This window comes from Mannheimia massilioguelmaensis (assembly GCF_000940515.1).
GTDB lineage: Bacteria > Pseudomonadota > Gammaproteobacteria > Enterobacterales > Pasteurellaceae > Basfia > Basfia bettyae.
In genome coordinates this window covers 385,087-405,236 of sequence record NZ_CDQL01000008.1, presented here as the reverse complement: position 1 = coordinate 405,236, position 20,150 = coordinate 385,087, and the positions used below count along the sequence as shown (strand labels likewise).

The window sequence follows — 20,150 nt, the reverse complement described above, 5'->3', positions numbered from 1 at the left end:
AGGCATGGAGTGATAGTGCATAGTTTCAATTCTTATGCCTATGTAAAATGAGGGACACCGAACACTATAGCAGGGCGGTTCATTCCGTTGTTTCAATTCACGCTCCCGTGTGGGAGCGGAGAAGCCGTATGTGGTGGAAATTAAACCGCTTACTCGTTTCAATCCACGCTCCCGTGTGGGAGCGGAGGCAAGCAAATCCTTAAAGCATGGACTAACATGCCAGTTTCAATCCACGCTCCCGTGTGGGAGCGGAGTCAGCTACTCAACATGGGGATAAACGTTGATGCAGTTTCAATCCACGCTCCCGTGTGGGAGCGGAGATGCAAGTTTAGGAGTGATTGAGGTAGATGGGCAAGTTTCAATCCACGCTCCCGTGTGGGAGCGGAGCATTGCCATAATTTAGCCCTATTATTAAATTGTTTGTTTCAATCCACGCTCCCGTGTGGGAGCGGAGGACAAAATATATTCCTGATATTCAATTTACATCAGTTTCAATCCACGCTCCCGTGTGGGAGCGGAGATTTATAAATCAACTGCTACAGGTCCTATTTAAAGTTTCAATCCACGCTCCCGTGTGGGAGCGGAGAGCTGTGCAATATCGCCGTCAATTCTCGCAACGAGTTTCAATCCACGCTCCCGTGTGGGAGCGGAGGCCACACTTTCCCATGGCGAGCCAAACCCGAAATGGTTTCAATCCACGCTCCCGTGTGGGAGCGGAGTCAAAAACTTTACCAACTTTGGTTTAACTGGGATGTTTCAATCCACGCTCCCGTGTGGGAGCGGAGGCTGTTACAATTAACAAATTTAATATTATTAGATGGTTTCAATCCACGCTCCCGTGTGGGAGCGGAGTTCAATTATTACCACAATAAAATCAAAAAATTAGTTTCAATCCACGCTCCCGTGTGGGAGCGGAGCCGCCAAGCAATCATCTCTTGCTCAACAGCATCAGTTTCAATCCACGCTCCCGTGTGGGAGCGGAGTGCCATATTGATGATGGCACGTTATATCTGGTTTGAAAAGCGAGGTTTCGCTAATCAGGTCAGATATAATAGGGTTCAGTATATCAACAAATCATAATGAAATCTAACTCATTACTTTTATTATAAAAATAAATTCGCTAATCGATGACAGATTTGATGAGAACTGAGGGTTAGCGATGGACTAAATGATTAACACATCGCGGAAAATATCTATCGCAGCTTTAGCACCATGATGTTCGACACGGTGTTTCCAGTTTGCACCGAGTTGATAAAAGCGCAAGCTATCAGTTTCACTGTCGTAGGTGTTGAGGAGTTTATCTTTGAGTGCAACCCATTGAGCAGGAGTTACTTCGCATTCAAAGACAGAATATTGTACGCGGATTCCGTAATCAAGGCAATGTTTGGCAATATGTCGAAGACGACGTTGTCCACCTTCTGTTTCAAGCGATACATCATAGGTAATTAAAATCATCATAGAGCATTCCTTAAAAGTATGTACAGACTGATCGTTTTTTAAAACCGAATTGTTAAAGAGCAGGGTTAACGCATTAAAAATGGTGGATATTCAGCTAAATCACCGCGTAAATGACGAGCTAGAAGCATTGCTTGAATATAAGGCAGTAAGCCGATTTCCACCGTTTCACCTAAAAATGGGTGTTCAATTTTTTCCTGTTTTTTCTGTTGTAAAGTTTGTAATAAGAGTTTGCGTGTGTCGTCTTTCATTTGTACTGCACCACTGGCATCAATACTGAAATCGTTGGATTTAACTTGCAGACGATTGACTAAACTTAGCACCATTCTGTCAATCCACCAAGCGCGAAATTCTTCTAACAGATCTTGTGCAAGGCTATCTCGTCCAGGGCGATCAGCATGTAGAAAACCAACTTGTGGATCTAGCCCAACACTTTGTAATGCGCCACTAATCTGATTGCCTAATACACTGTAAAGGAATGATAACATTGCATTAATTGGGTCACGAGGAGGGCGGCGATTGCGTCCATCAAATTGAAAATGAGGCTGTGCTTGTAGAGTAAGAAGATGAGAAAAAACAGAAAAATAGCGGGCTGCTGCTTCACCTTCAATACCACGAATTAGTTCTAAATCGACTGCACTTTTAAGCCGAGTGACACTGTTGCCTAGTAAGGCAATAACTCGTTCCATTTCAGGAGCGTTACCGTGATTGCGAATATGTCGTTGTAATACTTTTCGGCTTGCTTGAATTTTGGCAGCGATAATATTGCGAGCAATTGGAACGGGATTTGTTTCTGCCATACGATATTGAGCTTTACGTAATAAAATATTGCCGCTTTGTTTGCCTTGGAATCGTCCAAGATAACGTCCGTATTCAGAAAAATAAGCTAAATTTACGTTATTTTCACCACAGAAACCGATGAGAAATGGTGATACCAACACATTGCCAAAACAGAAAATGTGTTCAATAGAATGAATAGGCAGTTGAAAGACTTTTTCCCGCTCATGTTCAATTACTAGAGTTTCGCGTTCTTTGTGCAAGTAACTACCTTGTTTGGTGATATAAAGAGAATTTTGTAGTTTACGCATCGTCATTCTCCGTAAACAATTGCTCAATATAAGCTTTGGATCGATCTTTCTGTAACAGTTGTGGTTGGCAAAGATCCATTAAAGAGCAGGCTTTGCAACGCTTATCATAAACGGGCTGAGGGGTTACGCCTGAGGTAAGCAACGCTTGCACAGCTTCAATAGCTTGCAAGGTTTCAGCACGAAGTGCGGTCGAAAACGGGACGATTTCTCGGTGTCGTGTTTGTCCATACCAAAGGGCACCTTCAGTGATTTCAATGCCTTTCATTTCTTCCAAACATAAGGCTTGCGAACACAGCTGAATCTTGTCCCAATTTGTAGGTTTCGGCTTGCCCCGTTTATATTCCACGGGACGCAGCTGCCCCGTGCTGAGCTCCATTTCTAATAAATCCAATTTACCTGCAAGATCCAATTTCTCTGACGACACCAACACGGCTCGTTCAAATCGCACCCCTTTGCGTGTTTCAGGTTCACCGCTATCTACGCGCTCGTGCAGAATATTGCCTTGCGCCGTCAAAAAGTTCTCCGCCCACAACTGCTCATTGTGAATCAACGCACATTGCCGCGGACAAAAGGCATAATGCTGAAGGGCAGAGAGGGAGATTGGCATGTTAGAATCCTTCAATTTCTTCTGGTGTTAAACCATCTAAATTTGCCAATGAGTAACTGCCATCAGTATTAACGGTTAAACTTTGATGAACCTTAGCTGAAGAATGTTGCCCTGATTTACAATTATGTTCCCACCAAATTAATTTTAGCACTTGCATTGAGCCTTCAGGGCGAGCAGAAGAGGCATCACCCTCGAATAGTTTTGTTAAAACGTTTTTGATTTTGTTTGCATCCTCATCTGAAAAGCCAGTCCGTTCAGCAAGTTGAGGAGTCATCGCACCATAAGCCACATAAATCCCGTTATCTACGCGGTGTTTCATACCCATGGTATCAGATCCTTTTTTCGTGCCATCACCTTCTCCACTAACACTTTTGGTAATTTGTGTGCTAATGATATTAATTGGTTCGATACTTAATGCAGATTGGATTGTAACTGGGCCACGGATTGCAATAGATACACCCGAACCCTCATCTGATTTACCAAATGCGAAAACTTGCCCAAATGCTCGAACATCAAGCCATTTAGCACAGGCTTTTTTAGCTGTTTCATCTTTGCTTTTAGCTTTAAATGCTTCTTTTCCTAATCCAAATTCATTTGATTCTGCACGATTTTTTAAACTAGTCATACTATCAATTTTTCTGTCATCGGACTGCACAAAAATACTTTCTTTATTATCTTGTAAACGATCACGAATTTTACGTTTTAAGCAGACATCTGTAATTTCTCCAATACCTGAAAAATCGGTACGAGGGCGGTTACCGTTGAGAGGGTCACCATTTGGATTTGCATTGGTTACTTTTAAGATTAAAGCAAAGTCGATTTTTTTAGTTAAGCTCATTTTGAATTCCTTTGTGATAATAATTATTAATCAGTTTTTTCATTTTTTTCAGTTTTAGTTTTGCTATATTCGGAAATTTTGCTAGTAATTTCCATTTTTTGGCTATGATAACCTAGTAGAAATTCACCCGTTAATTTGTCATCACAAGTGAAATCCGCAGGGTTAAATAATTCCATAATTTTACTAATTGCTTGAGACCCTGTATCTTTATCATTATTACGTAATCTTTCTTGATAAGGCCGTAAAGCTAGTTCAATATTGCGCCAAGTTGAAAATGGTCGTTCGGCGAATCGTTGCATATAGCGTTCAGCAGTGGTCGAACGTTTCTCTCCAGCGAGGTAAAGTGCGTATGATTCAATGTTTTCCGCGGTGGCAAGGAGCCTGCCGTATAAATAATCTCTTGATTTTATTGTTTTATCTAAAGCCATAGTATAAGTTCTCCGTTGTGATGAAATATGATGACGAGCGCGCCAGCCTTTGTATAAGGCACAAGCAATACCGATATTACGTTCCCATTCCCAATGTTCTGAACCATCTGGATTACAAGCTATTTGGAAACTTTTTTGTACTAAATCGTAAGGAATTTGAATACTCTTACCACCCGAAATAACGGGTAATAGGCGAGCATAAAGTTGTTTTTTTAATGTGTCACTTAATGCTTTTCCATAAACTGCCTGCCCAATCGCAAATGGTGAGGGTGGAATGCCTACCCAAATTGTTTTTTTATTACCTGATTTTTTTGATAGTTTTTCATTTTGCTTTTCTATTGTATGGCGTTGATACCAAGAAAAGTCATCAATCCAAGCATCTAAATTAGCAAAATAGGTTTCGGGCAAATATTCTTGATAATAGGTAAGTGCCATTCTGCCTTTTCCTGGTGTTGTTCCGTCTACAATAAGTAGCGTAATTTGGTCATATTGTTCTAATTTTGCTTGATAACCACGTAGTTTCTTTTTCAGTATTTCAGCTGCTTTTGCCCCTAAATTAACTGACCAATCTTTAGTTGAAATTGGTGTTGCGGATACAATATCCTCTTCATTCGAAGCTGAAATATCTATATCATCATCCAAATAAAAATGGGAGTCTTCCATTGGAGATGGAATTTCTTTCCCACTTAATGCCCATGCGACAGTGACCTGGTTTTCATTGCGAATGCCTTGTCCTCTCTCAATAAGCCAGCGTAGTGCTGCATGTGCTTTATGAGATACTTCAGCAGATATAGATGCTGCTTGGTTTGCATTTTCAAATCGACCTAAGTAAGTAAATCCAGATGTATCATTAGATGAAATTAATTTAGCTTTATCCCCTGAGTAAATTAGTTTAGCTGGGTGGCTATCACGAGTTTGTTGTTCTTCACCTAGAACAGAGCAAAACTGACTCGTTAAAGTAGTTTGATAATATTCTCCCCAGCTTTTTTGTACATTTTTATCTTTCCAGGTCTGGGGGCATAAGTCATTGGGAATTGTTACTGACCATACAACTAGGGCTTTACGAATTTCAGCATTTTGACCTAAGACTTCAAGTAATGCTGGTTTGCATTGTGTTATATTATCGCTTTTGTTCCATTTTTCTAAAATATTCCCGTTGTTATCAACAGGAACCACTTGGGATTTGATTAGGTCTGACAAAACGGTCCCTTTATGTACGTATTTTTGTATAGCTAAAATTTTAGGGTTATCTGTACAAGCACACCATTCATCTAATTGTTTTGCATATAGATTGAAAATAAGTTCTTCTTTTTTCTCTTTAACTATTTTCTTTTTGCCATTTTTATCTTCAAGTTCTTTGGTTATTTCGGCGATATGGGTAAGTCCAAGATCTTTAGCAATATACTGTAAGCTATCTGCTAACGCATGAGGAGCAAGTCCACTTGTTCGTCCTTCTGAAGTTTCAGTAACAGGTAGCATAATAATAGGTTTATCTCTGAGAACCTGCGCTGAAATAAAATTACCATTTTGATCCAATATAATTTCAATGTGTGCAGTTTGTGGACTATGCCATAATGGAGCCAATTTATCTAAATCGGATAAGTTAGAATTTTTCTCGGCCTCATTATAGGTTCTATATAACTTTTGTATCCAACTCATAATCCTAACTCCTTAGTTTCGTTTTCTACAGAATTTATATTTTGTTCTTGGTTGAATACTTTTTCTGGTTTCATATTACGAATAAACCGCGTTTTTAGTTTTTCATTATCCGTTGTGCTTGGGAACGTAATAATACCTCGATGCATATTAGCGTTCCAAAATCGGGTTAGTAATTTATTTTCACCTATTTCATCAGGATAACCAAAACTATGAAACATTAAGCCAAAATCAAGGTTGTTAATATCATCATAAAAACCTTTATTACCATCACGGCTTAAATCATCAAATTCACAAGGCTCAACATATCCTTGGCAATCTCTTGTGCCAAGGAAAATATCTTGTCTTCCCCCGCGCTCAAGCATACGTCTTGCTATTGCCATGTGCTTGCCTAAATTACGATCAGCTTTTAATTCTTCTCGATATTCATTCCAGGTAAAGTGGGCTTCTACCTGATATTCAACATCTTGCAGAAATGTGTAAATTGCCAAAGTATTGCCACCATTCCATTCTAATGGCTTAGTTGATTTGCTCTGAGTCTGAATTGGTTTCATAATTCTAACCCTATCTATGTGTCAGATCAGGGTCGGTTTCCAATAAATGCTTTTTAAAATGCCTTTTAATGCTTCATAAGTTGGTACTTGGTAGCTGAACTTTTCGCCACCAATTTTAGTGATGGGATCGGTGAATAAAGCTTGTCGTCCCCACACACGGAAAGTAAATTTGCTATTCATATTTCTCCTTATCATATTCCATAAAAGGGCATTTCCCCAGTTTCATCAAAGGACAATCCATATTCGTCAAGATAATTTTTTTCTTCTAAATAATAGATTTCTGAATCTGGAAAAATTTTATGGATTACATTTTCATTCTGTAATTTTTCCCATACATTAGGAAATACATTCACACTATATCGTTGTGCTTGGGCTAAAGTGCGGTGTTTTTCCTGAGAGTTTTGCTCACCACATAAGTCAGTAATTAATTGTTTACCTTTTACATAAGGAACAATTATCGCCCGAGTTGGTGCATCAATGGATTGAAATACTCGACCAGCACTTTGAAAAGATTGCATTAGTAATGGAATTTTCCCAGCTCGATTCTTATTTTTATTACCATAAACATTCAATGCATTATCTGAAAGCCAATCTAATAAGGAGCCTGATGTGCTGTTACTAATGTCATAAGACATTTCATCGCTACGTTCATAAAAATAATAGTTAAAATATTGTTGCATTGCCTTCGGTTGTAAAATATCTTGTTCTCCAAATTCACGGAATATTCGATCGGCATTGCGTTGCCCTTGGTAAATATCTGGTAGAACTTTAGCAAAATTAGGTTCTTGCAAATTTAATACATAAACTTGTCCTTTGCCTTGCTTTTCGCCATGGCGATTACAACGCCCAGCTGCTTGAGCAATGCTATCTAATCCGCCAAGAGCACGAATGACGCACGACATTGATATATCTACACCAGCTTCAATCAACTGCGTGCTAATGCAAATGACAGGTTCATTATTCTTTAAACGATATTTAATTTTATCGAATAAATCTTTACGGTGTGCAGAACATTGATTCGTGCTTAAATGAAATAGTGCGTTAGCAGGTACCTTTTCCTTACAATATTTGTAAAGCTCTTGAGCCCATTTTTTAGTATTTACAATAAATAAGCAGCTTGAAGAATATTCAAATTTTTCTAATAAAAAATCACCAGCTTCATCAACTGTCCAACCACCAATTTTAGATTTATAATGAATTTCAACACGGGATAAATCACTAAACAGTTTATTTTTAGCTACACTATCTCCGATAATTTCAGCATTATTAGCTAATTTTAATGAACCTAATTCAGGATTGTATAATTTATCTAGTAAAGGTTGTGTTGCTGTACATAAAATAGCACTACTTTTACCAAAAGTTGTGAGCCAATTTAATACATTGCAAAACAAATGGACACACTTAATAGGAAGAGTTTGAATTTCATCGAAAATTAATACTGCATTGGTCATTGGGTGAATATGGCGTGCACCACGTGTTCCACCACCAAACCACGCATCTAAAAATTGCACCATTGTGGTAAAAATAATAGGCTTATCCCAATTTTCTGCCAGTAATTTATCTTGCCAAGTTTGTTTTTCGGGTTCAATATTTGAGTGATGCTCTAATATCCAATCTTCACCTAAAATATCCCGAACTGTAGTAGCATTTTGCTCAATAATAGAAGTGTAAGGAATAATATAAATAATGCGGTCAAGATTATGCTTTTGTGCGTGGTGGAGTGCATAACGTAAACTGGCTAAGGTTTTTCCGCCCCCTGTTGGCACGGTTAAAGTATAGATTCCTTGTTCATCAGAAGATCGTTGTAAGCAAGTATCCGAAATATCTCGACGAATCTTGTCTATTTCATAGCGTATGGCAAAATTTGCTAAGTGATTTTCTAAATGATTAATTGCAATGTGCCAATCAGGTTTTGATGTTAGACTACGAATATCTTTTTGTGCCTCATTTTCAAAATCAGAACTATTAATTCGGTCAGCATCAATCAGACAACTAAATAGGAAGCGGGTGAGACAACCAAGGTGAAACTCTTTAAGTTTATCGTGAGTTTCTTGCTGTTTTAATATTGCTTTAATAGGACTTAATAAAGATTTTATTAAATTTTCGCTGGCTAAAGATTCTGCTCGTTGCAAGATGGAGAGATCTGCATTTTTTTCAGCTTCAGATAAATGAGAGAGGGAATCGTCTTTAGAAAAACGGTCAAAACATTTTGGAGTGCCATCAAGTGTTAAACAATCAATAAGCCCTTCACCATGATGAGACGCAATACAGAGTCCTAAAATTTGTCCAATAAGTTCTCCAATGCCATTTTTAACACCAAACTTTCTCAAATGTCGATAAATCCATTGTGCGCCAGCTGTAGAATGATCTGGTTTATTTGGCAAATTGGATTCAGGTTCGTCAATATCAAAATCGATATAATTCAAATTATTCTTTCGATGTATTCGTTTTTGAAATGGAATAGAGTACTTACCGAAATCATGCATTAAACCCAATAATTCACCTACATCTGCTAAATCTAATTTATTCGCAAATTTTTGCGTAATTTCGGCAGTTTGGGTTAAATGTTCATAAACGGTTTGCTTTTTTTGATCGGACTGTCGGATGTGGGCAATGGGTGTAATATGCTCCATTCTTATCCTCCTGGCTTATTTATTAGCAAATTTATTTTAACGAAGATTAAAAGTAAGTTATATATATTTTTCTAATATATATTTAATTTAAATCAAATTTTTATTAATAAATATTATTTTAGAGAGTTTGATACATCAATATAAACTATTTAATAGTTTGGTAGAATATATAAGATTTATAGTAGCTTTCGGCTTTATTCAGAATTCTATTTAACCAATAATATTCACTAAATTCTTTTCTTTCACATTCATAAAATTTTTGCTAAACTGACCGCAGTTTTGGGGCTGATTCTGGATTCGACGGGATTGGCAAAGCCCAAGGTGCACGTCGAGGTGCGGTAGGCCTCGTAAATAAACCGCAAAAAAATAGTCGCAAACGACGAACAATACGCTTTAGCAGCTTAATAACCTGCATTTAGCCTTCGCTCCCTAGCTTCCGCTCGTAAGACGGGGATCAAGCGGAGTCAAAATAAAACGAGATCGTGTGGATGCTTCGGCTTGGAGATCGAAACATTAAATTGAATCAAGCTAGTTTATTCTTCGCGTGTCTGTCCGCAGGGGATAAATGAAATTAAAGATTAGACTAAACGTGTAGTACTGAAGGTAGAGTAATTTCGGACGCGGGTTCAACTCCCGCCAGCTCCACCAATATATTAAAAAGCCTTAACTTTATGAGTTAAGGCTTTTTTTCTAAATCGGAATAGATGAAAAAAACACTAATAAAATCGGTGGAGCTATATTGGTTATAAATCCAAAGCTAATGGCTAAAGGGACGACTTCTATGCCGCCTGAACGTTGGATAATTGGTAACGTACAGTCTAATGCTGTTGCACCTGCTAAACCTACGGCCGTAGAGCGGTAATGAAATATAAAAAAGGGAATGATGAATAAACTAAAAACTTCACGAGATAAATCGTTAAAGAAAGCGATACTTCCGAATACAGGGCCCCAAGCATCATTAATTACTACACTTGAAAGCGAATACCAGCCTAATCCTGAAGCAATCGCTAAGCCTTGAGAAATAGGTAGATTGAGCCATAAACTAGCAAGTATTCCGCCGATAAGGGAAGTGCTGATCATAATCAAGCCTGTATAAATCCCTCGTTTATTAAAGAGTACTTCTCTTAATGAAATACCATTATTACGTAGTTGAACGCCTACAAAGAATATTAATACAATTAGAACATAAGTGCTGGCGTGGAGTGGTAATTCAAAATTGCCTTTGGTTATTAATCCAAAGATAAAACCGATGATAACCATAGAACAGAGTTTGAAACTGTCTAATAATAGTTTCCAACGTGGTGGAATATCCTTACCCAGATGTTTAAGTGGCTGAGGATAGAATTTGTCGTAAGTGATTAATCCCACTATATTACAACTGAGAATGCAAATGATAAAAATGAGTGCAGAAATTCCAATCATCGGTAATTTTCTTGCCAAATCATCTAATTGTCCGAGAGAAATCCCCATCACAAATAAAATAATAAGTAATAATATCATTATGACATTATTAATTCGTTTCAATATTTGTTGATTGGTTGTTTTGATAAGATAGCCCAATAACATAGGCACGAGAACAATTAGTAAGCCTTCCATAAAATCCATTCTTTTAAATTAATTGATATATAAGTATATCAACTGTTGGTAATTTGCGGTAGGCTATCAAAAATTATAGAGGATATTTCTATGTATTTACGTCAATTAGATATTTCAGGTTTTAGAGGGATTAAGCGTCTTTCCATCACGTTACGTGCCAACATGGTATTGATTGGTGAAAATTCTTGGGGTAAATCCAGTTTATTATCGGCATTAAGCCTGATTTTAAATGCAGAAAATGGTTTATACTATTTTACAGAAGCTGATTTTCACCGTTCAGAGGATATGAAAAGTATTACCTTATTATTTACTTTCAGCGAGGGATATGTGAATGAAGAGCATGATCAGTTTGATGCACAAGTGCAACGATTGTTCGTTCCTCATGAAGATGGTTATAAACGGATTTATTTACGTGTGACTGGAGAATTAAATTCGCAAAATGAGGTTATTACACAATATTCATTTTTAGATCAGCTCGGTCGTTGTATTAAACTTGATAATATAGAAGATATTGTGCAAAAAATGATTCGATATCATCCTATTTATCGTTTTCGAGATGCTCGTCTTAATCATCATAAGGCTAATTCACAGCCACTTAAATATGCTGAATGTGCAGATCAGACGATTAAAGAAATTTATGCGGTGATGGAATTAGTAAAATATTATTTTGTGGAAGAACAACCATCACAGATGATCATGTCAACTGATCCCGGTAAATTATGGGATATGGCTCAGTCACTTTGTTATCGTCTAGAACAGGATGCTGATCATTCATTGCAAAAACGGCTTATTGATACTATTTTCCCGCTTTTTGAGTATCATCAAAAGTCTAATGAAAAGATAATTCATTCAGAACGTATTCGCCCCATTCTCTTGCTAGAAGATCTCGCCACTAGACTGCATCCTCGTATGGTTGCTATTGTTTGGAAACTTACTTCTTATTTGCCTATTCAGCGTATTACTACGACGAATTCTGTCGATTTAATTTCATTGGTTGAGTTAAAAAGTATTTGTAAACTTGTGCGTTATGCGGATCGTACAATAGCTTATCAATTAAAACGTCATGACTTGGGCAAAGAAGATTTACGTCGGTTAACTTTCCATATCCATCATAATCGTAGCTTAGCTTTATTTGCTCGAACATGGATTTTAGTGGAAGGAGAAACTGAGGTTTGGATTTTATCTGAATTAGCTAAGTTATTAGGGATTGATTTAGATATTGAGGGAATTCGTATTGTAGAGTTTGCCCAATCGGGAATTCGTCCATTAATAAAATATGCTAAGGCAATGGGAATAGAGTGGTATGCTTTAACAGATGGTGATGAGGCAGGTCGTAAATACACAGAAACCGTGAAAGATATGTTGTCTGAGGACGAATCTGTAAACCAAAGAGTCATGACTTTACCGAAACAAGATATTGAACATTTCTTTTATACAGAAGGTTTTGAAGAGGTATTTATTCGCTTATCTCATTGGCAACCGCAAGGTGAGCATTATCCTATGCATAAAATTATTCAGCGAGCAATTCAACGTACTTCCAAACCAGATCTCGCTATTGCCATTTCAAATGAAATAGAAAAACGAGGAAAAGAGTCAATTCCATTCTTATTTAAACGACTATTTTCTAAAGTTGTCAATTTAACTAAAACACAAGAATCATAAAACTGTTTTTATATACAGTATTTTATGTTAAAGTGCGGTAAAAATTTTGAAAATTTTACCGCACTTTTAATTAATTATGTTTAAACCCCGTAAAATCATTCATATTGATATGGATTGTTTCTATGCTGCAATAGAAATGCGAGAAAATCCATCACTTAAAGATAAACCTATTGCTGTTGGTGGAAACGTGCAGCAACGAGGGGTTTTGACAACTTGTAATTATCCTGCTCGTAAATTTGGTTTACATAGCGCTATGCCAACCGCTCAGGCTTTAAAGCTTTGTCCTAAATTGATTTTATTACCTGTGAATATGCCTTTATATAAACAAGTATCAAAACAAATCCATGAAATTTTTCACCGCTATACTGATAATATTGAGCCACTTTCTCTTGATGAAGCGTATCTTGATGTGACTGATTGTGAGCAGTGCTCTGGCTCAGCAACTTGGATTGCGGAAGAAATTCGCCAAACAATTTTTAATGAGTTGAATTTAACAGCTTCAGCAGGTGTTGCACCTTTAAAATTTTTAGCGAAGATTGCCTCTGATCAAAATAAACCAAATGGTATTTTTGTTATTAAACCTGAAGACGTTGATGACTTTATTAAAAACTTGCCGCTAAATAAAATCCCTGGCGTGGGAAAAGTGACAACGCAACGTTTACTAAATATGAACTTAGAAACCTGTGCAGACGTGCAAAAATTGGATTTAAGCATTTTATTGAATCAATTTGGTAAATTTGGTCAACGGTTGTGGCAGTTTTGTCATGGAATTGATGAACGTGAAGTTCAAACAGATTGGAAACGTAAATCTATCGGTGTAGAAGATACTTTATTAAAAAATATATATTCTGTAGAAGAGGGTATTGATGAAGTGAATCGGTTATATCCAACACTTGAAGAACGTATTAGACGAGCTTGTCCAGATATTCCATTAAATTCATTTAAAAAAATTGGTATAAAATTAAAATTTGAAGATTTTCAAACTACTACTTTAGAAAAAACGGGCATGGAATTAACTAAGGATAATTTTGTTCAATTGATGCATCAAATTTGGTATAGATGCAAAGGGCGTTCAGTTCGATTAGTTGGGTTGCATGTTAATATTCCTGATAATTCAAAGGAGCAGCAGATGAGTTTATGGTAATAATTATAGATTAGCCTCTTGAAATTACTAAAATTAACACCATTTTATGGTAAGCCTTGAATGGTAACTATACTGAATATCTAACGATTTTATTGACGACTTTATGAAGGATGATTTTCTATGATGAGAATTCTTTTATTTTTAGCAACGAATATGGCGGTATTGGTTGTTTTTAATATTATTTTAAGCTTAACAGGAATACAAAGCCAAGATGCCATGGGATTACTCATTATGGCTGGTTTATTTGGTTTTACAGGATCAATTATTTCATTGTTAATGTCAAAACGTTCAGCACTTGCTGCAACAGGAGCTGAAATTATTACTACTCCACAAAATGATGTAGAGCGTTGGTTAGTGCAAACTGTTCATTCACAAGCACAACAAGCAGGTTTGCCTAACCCAGATGTTGCAATTTATCATTCAAATGATGTGAATGCTTTTGCTACAGGTCCAAGTAAAACGAATGCTTTAGTGGCGGTGAGTACAGCGCTATTAAACAATATGACTCGCGATGAAGCTGAAGGGGTATTAGCCCATGAGGTGAGTCATATAAAAAATGGTGATATGGTCACCATGACCTTATTACAAGGTGTATTAAATACCTTTGTTATTTTTGCAGCACGTATGATCGCCAAAGTGGCATCAAGTAGCCGTGATGGAGAAAGCAATGCTGGGATGTACTATACCGTATCAATGGTACTTGAATTAGTATTTGGTTTCTTAGCAAGCATGATTGCAATGTGGTTCTCAAGATTTCGTGAATTCCGTGCGGATGCAGGTTCTGCACAATTAGTCGGTAAACAAAAAATGATTGCAGCATTAAAACGTTTACAAACTATTCATGAGCCTCAAGAAACTGAAGGGCAATTGGCCGCATTTGCGATTAATGGTAAACATGGTGGTTTAGCCTCATTATTCTTAAGCCATCCTCCATTAGAAAAACGTATTGAAGCATTGGAAAATGCAAGTGATTTAATGAAATAAATTACATTACATTACATTACATAGGAAAGGTACTGTAAAGTACCTTTTTATTTTTTATCATATGATATTCATCATCTATCATTTCCTTGATCTATCACTAATTAAATTCATTTAATTTGATTTGTTAGTTTATTTTATTAATAAAAACCTTTACTCTTTACCTCTAAAAAAGCGCAATTGGAATAGACCATGGAACATACATTAGAAGATATTATTCGTATTTTTAATCAATGTTTTGAACAAGAATATAATACAAAATTGGAAAAAGGGGGCGAGTACCCAATTTATTTACCTGCATTCTTAGATGAAAATGGGACTAAAAGTGAACGATCATACAATGTAATTTATTTTGCTCGTGAATTTTATAGTAGTGCATTGCACGAAATTTCTCATTGGTTAGTCGCAGGCACTGAGCGTCGTAAATTAGAAGACTTTGGTTATTGGTATGAACCTGATGGTCGTTCTACAGAACGACAACGAGAATTTGAACAAGTAGAAGTCAAACCACAGGCTATAGAATGGGTATTAGCCACCGCAGCAGGCTTTCGTTATTTTGCCAGCTCAGATAATTTAAATGGCAATCCAGGTGATACGCAGCCTTTTAAACATGCGGTATATGAACAAGTCAAAGTTTATGCACAACGTGGTTATTTGCCAAAACGAGCAGAAAAATTGCGTAAAGCACTTACTCATTTCTATGGTACAGAAGATAAAATTGATTTAGAGAAGTTTGATGTGACAAAAATTTAATTAGGTTAATTTTTTGCGTTAATGATAAAGTGCGGTAAATTTTTTGAAATTTAACCGCACTTTATTTTTATAATGTTATTTCGTCGCCATTTTCATACGATGGACAAAGTCTGCTAATTCGACTAAGCATCGCTGATGGTTTGCTAAATTTTGTTCTATAATTTTGACAATTGCAGAACCAGAAATAGCACCAGCAGCGCCTAGTGCAATGGCTTCTTTTACTTGTTCAGGCGTTGCAATACCAAAACCTTGTAATATAGGCGGTGCATTATGTTGTTTCAGTTGGTCAACAAGAGTATCTAAGTTTGTTGCATGAGCTTGGTTGTCTGCACTGGTTACGCCAGCTCGAGAAACTAAATAAGTATAGCCTTGGCTATTTTCAGCAACACCTTGCACTATTTTAGCACTTGCGTTTGGTGGACAAATAAATACGGGTTGAATGCCATGTTTTTTAGCTGATTCACAATATTTCTCTTTTGCAAGTAATGGGATATCTGCCACTAAAACTGCATCTACATCTATATCTTTACAACGTTGATAGAAATTATCTAATCCTTTGGCAAAAATTAAGTTGGCACAAAGTAACAAACTAATCGGAATATCAGGATATTTATTTCTGATTTTTTCTAATAGTTTGAAGCTGTCTTCAGTGCTATGACCGGCACTTAAGGCTCGATTATTAGCGGCTTGAATCACTGGTCCATCTAATAAAGGATCTGAAAAAGGAAAGCCAAGTTCTAGAGCATCTGCACCGTTATCTACTAATGTGCAGATAATTTCAAAAGAACGTTCAAAAGTAGGATCACATAATGTTACAAAAGGAACAAAGGCACCTTCTTTCTTGTTTGCAAGTGCGGCAAATTTAGTATCAAAACGACTCATTATTGCATTCCCTTTTCTGTTAAAATTTTATCTACGGTGAAAATATCTTTATCTCCACGACCAGATAAGTTCACCACAAGAATTTGTTCTTTATTTGGATCTTGCTTAATCATTTTTAATGCATAAGCAAGAGCATGAGAGCTTTCTAATGCAGGAATAATGCCTTCATGTTTGGCTAATTGCTGGAATGCATCTAATGCTTCATCATCTGTAATGGATGGATATTCTGCACGTCCAATACTTTGTAAATAAGCATGTTGTGGACCAACAGAAGGGAAGTCAAGGCCTGCGGAGATACTATAAGATTCCTCTACTTGCCCATCTTTGGTTTGCATAAGTGGGGAAACCATACCAAGATAGATACCAACTTTTGCATTGCCTAAAGGCGCACCATGTTCTCCTGTTTCAATCCCTTTACCCGCAGGTTCAACACCAATTAAACGTACTGAAGGTTCTTCAATAAAATCTGTAAACATACCAATAGCATTTGAACCGCCACCTACAGCTGCAATGACAGCATCAGGTAAACGTCCTTCTCTTTCTTTTAATTGACGCTTGGTTTCTTCACCAATCATTTTTTGGAATTCACGGACAATAGTTGGAAATGGATGAGGGCCTGCTGCAGTACCTAGTAGATAATGCGTATTTTCGTAGTTTGCAGACCAGTCACGCATTGCCTCACAACAGGCATCTTTTAATGAACAAGATCCTTTTTGTACGGAAATGACTTCAGCTCCCATTAAACGCATACGGAATACATTTGGTGATTGACGTTCAACATCTTTGGCGCCCATATAGACACGGCAAGGCATATCAAGCATGGCACAAGCAAGAGCTGTAGCAACACCATGTTGACCTGCACCAGTTTCAGCAATAATACGGGTTTTTCCCATACGTTTTGCCAATAGAATTTGACCTAATACTTGGTTAGTTTTATGTGCACCACCATGTAATAAATCTTCACGTTTCAGATAAAGTTTAGTTTTTGTATTTTTGGTAAGATTACGACAAAGAGTGAGTGCTGTAGGGCGACCTGCGTAGTTTTTGAGTAAATCTTGAAATTCTTTTTGAAATTCAGGATCATCTTTAGCTTCAACAAAAGCTTTTTCTAATTGTTGGAGTACAGGAACGAGAATTTCGGGTACGTACATCCCACCAAATTCGCCAAAGTAGGGGTTCAAAATTGTATCTGTCATGTAAAACTTCCTCAAAGTAATATGAATATTTTATAATATATACTATTACACTAGTACAATGCATGTAAAGTTATTTTTGTAGAATTTATGATTAAATAAAAATATTTTTGACAATAAAAAAGGGTATAAATACGACCTGATAAAAGATTTAGAAATCAATAATATCTTTAAACACGGCAACGAGTTTTTGATGATCTTTAATGCCTGCTGTTATTTCTATACCTGAGTTTAGATCAACACCACTACAATGTTGTTCCAGTGCTTGTTTTATATTACTTGGATTGATACCACCCGCTAATAAAATGTGTTGTTTAAATTCGCTTGGAATTTTAGACCAATCAAAACTTACCCCCGTGCCGCCTTGTTGTGAACCTTGTTTGCTGTCTAGGAGATAGCGATCCACGGCAGAAATTTTTGAAATTTTCACCGCACTTTTATCATGAATATCTACTGAAATAGCTTTCCAGATTTGAATTTGTTTAGGTAATTGAGTGCGAAGTAGGCGAATAAATTCAGCATTTTCTGAACCATGTAACTGCACTGCATGTAAGTTTAATTGAGTAGCAATTTTTACAATAAAGTCAATTTTTTGATTCTGGAAAACACCGACAAAACGTAGTGGTGCCGTGGTTACTAGTTCTTGTGCTTGGCGTAAAGATACACAACGTTTTGAATTCTCAACAAAAATCAAACCACCATATAGAGAACCATTGTCATATGCTGCTTGAACATCTTGAACACGGGTTAAACCGCAGACTTTATTTTCACCAAAAATAATAGAACGAATAGCATTATTTAAATCATCGCTACTCATTAAGCTACTACCAATGAGAAATGCATGTACATAAGGCTTAAGTTGTTGGACTTCTTTATGAGAATAAATACCTGATTCACTGATAATAATACGATCAGTTGGAATTTGTGTCGCTAGTGGTGGAGTGCGGTTAAGATCGACAGTTAAATCATGAAGATTACGATTGTTTATTCCTATGACTTTTGCGCCAAGTGCGATAGCACGCTCAAGTTCAGCTTGATTTGAAGTTTCTGTTAACACCCCCATGCCTAATTCATGAGCAAGTTTTGCAAGGGTCAGGTAAGATTCATCATTAAGCACTGAAAGCATTAATAAAATGGCATCAGCTTGATAATAACGAGCTAAATAGACTTGATATTCACTAATCATAAAGTCTTTACATAAAACAGGTTGAGAAACAATATCACGCACTTGTTTAATATAATTAAAGTCACCTTGGAAGTATTTTTCATCGGTGAGTACTGAAATTGCCGTAGCATAATTTTTATAGACGTGGGCGATTTCAGATAAGTTAAATTGTTCACGAATTAAACCTTTTGAAGGAGAAGCTTTTTTACACTCTAAAATAAATGCGGGGCGTTGATGAGTTCCTTTACTTAAAGCATCATAAAAACTGCGGTCAGATTTGGTGATTTTATGGCTAAATTCGCTGAGAGGAAACTCCGCCTTTTTTTCTTTGATCCAAAGTGCTTTATCTAACACAATATTTTGTAGAACGGTTGCACCTTCAATTGGTTTACTAAAATCTTGTTTAATCATTGTTCTATCTTCTTATTGTCGAGATCGGCTGTTGTCTGCCTGCATAAATCTAAGATAATTTTTAGACAGTCACTAAATTAGCCCAATAAATTATTATTAATTAATAGGTTGTTAATTTCTGCAAGGTTGCAAAGGCTTTGCCACTTGCTAATTGATTTAGCACGTCTTGAACATTTTGTTTTAAATTATCATGACCAAATAAACGCAATAATAAAGCCGTATTTGCCGCAATAGCATTATTGTGTGCAGGTTTGCCTCTGCCTTGTAAAATCTCCGTCAGAATATGTGCATTTTCAGCAGGCTCACCACCACAGAGATCTTCAATTTTTTGTGTAGGCAAGCCAAAATCTTGAGGTGTGAGTGTATAGTACTCAATTTTTCCCTCTTTGATTTCTGCAACTTGAGTGTTTCCATGTAAAGCCACTTCATCTAAACCTGCTCCATGTACTACAAAACTATGTTTTTGACCCAGTGAAAGCGCAAGTTGAGCATAAAGAGGAATTAATTCAGATGAATATACGCCAAGCACTTGATGTGAAGGGCGAGCAGGATTAATTAATGGCCCTAATATATTAAATAAGGTACGTGTTTTTAACGCACTTCGCACAGTACCAACAAAGCGAAAACCAGGGTGATATTGTTGAGCAAAGATAAAACAAATACCAGTTTCATCTAACGCTTGACGAGCCATTTCACTAGGCATATTAATATTCACTCCGAGAGCGGTTAAGACATCACTGGCTCCTGTTTTACTAGACACACTACGGTTACCATGTTTTGCGACTTTAACTCCCATAGACGCAGCAACAATGGCACTTGCTGTAGAGATATTAATAGTATGATGACCATCACCACCAGTTCCAACAATATCTGCAAAGGGATAATTTGGACGAGGAAAAGCTTGTGCATTATTTAATGCTGCATTGACAGCTCCTTGAACTTCTTCAGGCGTTTCACCACGAATTTTCAAAGCGATTAATAATGCGCTAATTTGCTCATTACTAAACTGACCTTGCATAATTTGATTAAATAAAAATTCACTTTCGCCAACAGAAAGAGGTTGTGATTGATAAAGTTTTTCGAGTAATCCAGCTGTTTGCATAA

15 protein-coding genes, 1 other RNA gene, 1 pseudogene and 1 CRISPR repeat array are annotated in these 20,150 nt (G+C 36.8%); of the genes and pseudogenes, 5 read left to right on the top strand and 12 right to left on the bottom strand.

Annotation, left to right across the window (positions count from 1 at the left end):
- Nucleotides 1-89: 89 nt before the first annotated feature.
- Nucleotides 90-983: a CRISPR direct-repeat array (repeat unit 32 nt; unit sequence GTTTCAATCCACGCTCCCGTGTGGGAGCGGAG).
- Nucleotides 984-1,164: 181 nt separating this feature from the next.
- The 7 genes and pseudogenes from cas2 to BN1226_RS10160 all read right to left on the bottom strand — a co-directional run bounded on the left by cas2 (nt 1,165) and on the right by BN1226_RS10160 (nt 9,259).
- The gene (gene cas2, locus BN1226_RS10190; RefSeq protein ID WP_044471107.1) at nt 1,165-1,458 is read right to left on the bottom strand and encodes a CRISPR-associated endonuclease Cas2; all 294 of its coding nucleotides are present in this window, start codon (nt 1,456-1,458) and stop codon (nt 1,165-1,167) included.
- A gap of 65 nt (nt 1,459-1,523) precedes the next feature.
- Complete coding sequence (gene cas1c, locus BN1226_RS10185) at nt 1,524-2,543, bottom strand: type I-C CRISPR-associated endonuclease Cas1c (RefSeq protein WP_044471106.1); 1,020 nt, start codon at nt 2,541-2,543, stop codon at nt 1,524-1,526.
- Complete coding sequence (gene cas4, locus BN1226_RS10180; protein WP_044471105.1) at nt 2,536-3,150, bottom strand: CRISPR-associated protein Cas4; 615 nt, start codon at nt 3,148-3,150, stop codon at nt 2,536-2,538. Before cas4 ends, cas1c begins: the two co-directional genes overlap by 8 nt.
- Before the next feature lies 1 nt (nt 3,151).
- Nucleotides 3,152-3,988 (bottom strand): type I-C CRISPR-associated protein Cas7/Csd2, encoded by an 837-nt coding sequence (gene cas7c, locus BN1226_RS10175; RefSeq protein WP_044471104.1) that lies wholly within the window; start codon nt 3,986-3,988, stop codon nt 3,152-3,154.
- 26 nt (nt 3,989-4,014) lie between these two features.
- Complete coding sequence (cas8c, locus tag BN1226_RS10170; RefSeq protein WP_044471103.1) at nt 4,015-6,075, bottom strand: type I-C CRISPR-associated protein Cas8c/Csd1; 2,061 nt, start codon at nt 6,073-6,075, stop codon at nt 4,015-4,017.
- A pseudogene (gene cas5c, locus BN1226_RS10165) lies at nt 6,072-6,806 on the bottom strand (type I-C CRISPR-associated protein Cas5c). Before cas5c ends, cas8c begins: the two are co-directional and overlap by 4 nt.
- Before the next feature lie 11 nt (nt 6,807-6,817).
- Nucleotides 6,818-9,259 (bottom strand): CRISPR-associated helicase/endonuclease Cas3, encoded by a 2,442-nt coding sequence (locus BN1226_RS10160; RefSeq protein WP_044471102.1) that lies wholly within the window; start codon nt 9,257-9,259, stop codon nt 6,818-6,820.
- A gap of 281 nt (nt 9,260-9,540) precedes the next feature.
- On the opposite strand from BN1226_RS10160, the gene ssrA reads away from it, so the two are divergent.
- Nucleotides 9,541-9,907: a transfer-messenger RNA gene (gene ssrA, locus BN1226_RS10650) on the top strand.
- Between the two features lie 42 nt (nt 9,908-9,949).
- Here the strand turns inward: ssrA and BN1226_RS10155 are convergent.
- Entirely contained in the window at nt 9,950-10,855 is a 906-nt protein-coding gene (locus BN1226_RS10155; RefSeq protein WP_044471101.1) for a LysO family transporter, read from the bottom strand.
- A 90-nt stretch (nt 10,856-10,945) separates the two neighbouring features.
- On the opposite strand from BN1226_RS10155, the gene BN1226_RS10150 reads away from it, so the two are divergent.
- The 4 genes from BN1226_RS10150 to BN1226_RS10135 all read left to right on the top strand — a co-directional run bounded on the left by BN1226_RS10150 (nt 10,946) and on the right by BN1226_RS10135 (nt 15,395).
- Nucleotides 10,946-12,517: a DUF2813 domain-containing protein gene (locus BN1226_RS10150; protein WP_044471100.1), complete on the top strand. Its 1,572-nt coding sequence runs from the start codon at nt 10,946-10,948 to the stop codon at nt 12,515-12,517.
- 76 nt (nt 12,518-12,593) lie between these two features.
- Nucleotides 12,594-13,661: a DNA polymerase IV gene (dinB, locus tag BN1226_RS10145; RefSeq protein ID WP_044471099.1), complete on the top strand. Its 1,068-nt coding sequence runs from the start codon at nt 12,594-12,596 to the stop codon at nt 13,659-13,661.
- A gap of 120 nt (nt 13,662-13,781) precedes the next feature.
- Complete coding sequence (gene htpX / locus BN1226_RS10140; RefSeq protein WP_044471098.1) at nt 13,782-14,645, top strand: protease HtpX; 864 nt, start codon at nt 13,782-13,784, stop codon at nt 14,643-14,645.
- Between the two features lie 189 nt (nt 14,646-14,834).
- The gene (locus BN1226_RS10135; RefSeq protein ID WP_005759180.1) at nt 14,835-15,395 is read left to right on the top strand and encodes an elongation factor P hydroxylase; all 561 of its coding nucleotides are present in this window, start codon (nt 14,835-14,837) and stop codon (nt 15,393-15,395) included.
- A gap of 75 nt (nt 15,396-15,470) precedes the next feature.
- Here the strand turns inward: BN1226_RS10135 and trpA are convergent, their stop codons facing one another.
- The 4 genes from trpA to trpD form a co-directional block, all read right to left on the bottom strand.
- Entirely contained in the window at nt 15,471-16,277 is an 807-nt protein-coding gene (gene trpA / locus BN1226_RS10130; RefSeq protein ID WP_044471097.1) for a tryptophan synthase subunit alpha, read from the bottom strand.
- Complete coding sequence (trpB, locus tag BN1226_RS10125; protein WP_044471096.1) at nt 16,277-17,473, bottom strand: tryptophan synthase subunit beta; 1,197 nt, start codon at nt 17,471-17,473, stop codon at nt 16,277-16,279. Before trpB ends, trpA begins: the two co-directional genes overlap by 1 nt.
- Before the next feature lie 148 nt (nt 17,474-17,621).
- The gene (gene trpCF / locus BN1226_RS10120; protein WP_044471095.1) at nt 17,622-19,046 is read right to left on the bottom strand and encodes a bifunctional indole-3-glycerol-phosphate synthase TrpC/phosphoribosylanthranilate isomerase TrpF; all 1,425 of its coding nucleotides are present in this window, start codon (nt 19,044-19,046) and stop codon (nt 17,622-17,624) included.
- Nucleotides 19,047-19,146: 100 nt separating this feature from the next.
- Complete coding sequence (gene trpD, locus BN1226_RS10115; RefSeq protein ID WP_044471094.1) at nt 19,147-20,148, bottom strand: anthranilate phosphoribosyltransferase; 1,002 nt, start codon at nt 20,146-20,148, stop codon at nt 19,147-19,149.
- Between the last annotated feature and the right edge of the window lie 2 nt (nt 20,149-20,150).